We start from the raw sequence: 2,389 nt of genomic DNA on the forward strand, positions 1-2,389 counted from the left end.
CCACCCGGGCCGAGTTCCGTGCGACGGGCCAGCGCTGGATCCGGACCCCGCTGTATGTCGTCATCCCGCCGTCGCGGCTCCCGGCGCCGCGCCCGACGTCGGAGGCGTGAGGCCCGGCGTCGGAGGCGTGCGGCCCGGGGCGGTGCGGCCCCGGGCGGTGCGGCCCGGCGCGGTGCGTTCCCGTGGGCGGTGCGTTCCCGTGGGCCCGTTTACCGCAAATGGCCGGAATGAGTGTCGTCATTCCGGCCATTTGCGGCAATTCAGTTCAACGCCCGCGCTTAGACGGACACCGCTTCCTTCGCCGGCGCAGCCTCCAACGTTGCCTGGCGGCGGCGCAGCCACCACGAGGCGGCGAAGATCAGTGCCATGGAGACGTACACCACCAGGGCGAACGGCGAGGAGAACAAGGCCGTGGGGTCGTTTTGCGAGAGCTGCAGCGAACGCCGCAACTGCACCTCGAACATCGGCCCCAGGATCATCGCCACCACCATGGGCGCCACGGGATAGCCGTAGCGGCGCATGAAGTAGCCCAGGATGCCCACCACCAGCAGGATGCCGACGTCGCTCGGGGAGAAGTTCACCGAGAACGCGCCGAGGGCGGCGAAGACCAGGATGCCGGCGTAGAGGTAGGGCCGCGGGATCTGCAGGATCTTCACCCACAGGCCCACCAAGGGCAGGTTCAGCACCAGGAGCATGAGGTTGCCGACGTACAGCGACGCGATCAGGGTCCAGACAAGCGCGCCCTGGTTTTCGAACAGGAGCGGGCCGGGCTGGATCTGGTAGCGCTGGAACGCCGTGAGCATCATGGCCGCCGTTGCCGTCGTCGGGATTCCGAGGGTCAGCAACGGCACCAGGACACCGGCGGCCGCGGCGTTGTTGGCCGCTTCCGGTCCGGCGACGCCTTCGATCGCGCCCTTGCCGAACTGGGCCTTGTTGGCGCCCTTGGCCAGCTTCCGCTCGGCGGCGTAGGACAGGAATGTGGAGACGTCCGCGCCGCCGGCCGGGACGGTGCCGATCGGGAACCCGATGAAGGTTCCGCGCAGCCACGGCTTCCAGGACCGCTTCCAGTCCTCCTTGGACAGCCAGGCGTTCTTGCCCTTGCTGACGGGGATCAGCTCCACCGGGCCGTGCCGCAGCTTCGATGCGACGTAAAGCGCCTCGCCGAGGGCAAAGAGGCCCACGGCCACGAGGACCATGTCGACGCCGTCCACCAGGGTGGGGTTGTCGAACGTGAAGCGCTGCTGGGCCGTGCTGTCATCGATGCCGATCAGGCCGATGAACAGCCCGAGCGCCAGGGATGCCAGGCCGCGCAGGACGGAGGCGCCCAGCAGCGCACCGACGGTCAGGAAGGCCACCACCATGAGGGCCACGTAGTCCACGGGGCCGAGGCCGACGGCGAAGTCGGCCACGACGGGCGCCAGGAAGGTCAGCAGGACCGTGGCGATGGTGCCCGCGATGAAGGATCCGATCGCCGCCGTCGCCAGGGCTGCTGCTCCCCTGCCGGCCTTGGCCATCTTGTTTCCTTCGAGCGCCGTGACGATCGAGGAGGACTCGCCCGGCGTGTTCAGCAGGATGGAGGTGGTGGAACCGCCGTACATGCCGCCGTAGTAGATCCCGGCGAACACGATCAACGCGGCCGCGGGGTCCAGGGCATAGGTGATGGGCATGAGCAGGGCCACGGTCATGGCGGGGCCAATGCCGGGCAGCACGCCGACGGCGGTGCCGACGAAGACCCCGCCCAGCGCGTAGAGCAGGTAGACGGGCTGCAGCGCGGTGCTGAATCCCTCGAACAGGAGCATGAAGCTATCCATGGAAGAACGGCACCCCCTCGAACAGCGGCCCTGGCGGCAGGGAAACACCGAGCAGGCCGCCGAAGACGTACTGCAGCACCAGCGCCAGGATCACGGACACGGCGATCGCCTTCCAGAGGGGTTTGGCGTCCAGGGACCAGGCGGCACCGCTGAAGAGCACGGCGGCGGCCACCGGCCAGCCGGCCGGCTCGATCAGGAAGATGTGCAGCACCACGAAACCCACCAGTTTGGCCAGGGCCACCCAGTCGGTCTTGGCGGTCACGTCCAGATCTTCGCTGTCCTCGGCCTGCCCGACTTTGCCGCGGAGGACCTGCAGGACCACCCCGGCGCCGCACAGCACCAGCAAGCCGCACACGATGTAGGGGAAGGCACGCGGGCCGATGCCGGTCTCCGACGGCGGGATCGGAATGGATCCCGCCGTCGCCAGGCCCGCGACGCCCACGCTGACGAACACGAGGGCGAACAGGATCTCCCCGGTCGGCCGCTTGGCGGGCGCCGCAGGGGGCGCCGCGGCGGGTGCAGACGTTGATGCGAGGTCAGACACTGTTACTTGACCAGGGCGATCTTTGTTTCTTATA

General features: G+C 68.8%; 2 protein-coding genes. Both read right to left on the reverse strand.

Annotation, left to right across the window (positions count from 1 at the left end; genetic code table 11):
* Positions 1 to 278: 278 nt before the first annotated feature.
* On the reverse strand, positions 279 to 1,811 hold the full coding sequence (locus tag LQV45_RS26085; RefSeq protein WP_230009573.1) for a tripartite tricarboxylate transporter permease: 1,533 nt from the start codon (positions 1,809 to 1,811) through the stop codon (positions 279 to 281).
* The gene (locus LQV45_RS26090; RefSeq protein WP_230009576.1) at positions 1,804 to 2,355 is read right to left on the reverse strand and encodes a tripartite tricarboxylate transporter TctB family protein; all 552 of its coding nucleotides are present in this window, start codon (positions 2,353 to 2,355) and stop codon (positions 1,804 to 1,806) included. Before LQV45_RS26090 ends, LQV45_RS26085 begins: the two co-directional genes overlap by 8 nt.
* Positions 2,356 to 2,389: the final 34 nt, after the last annotated feature.

Source organism: Microbacterium sp. Bi128, from assembly GCF_918698205.1.

What these genes read in the sequence shown, in the direction of transcription:
- LQV45_RS26085 (WP_230009573.1), bottom strand. Translation starts at nt 1,811, where the DNA reads ATGGATAGCTTCATGCTCCTGTTCGAGGGATTCAGCACCGCGCTGCAG.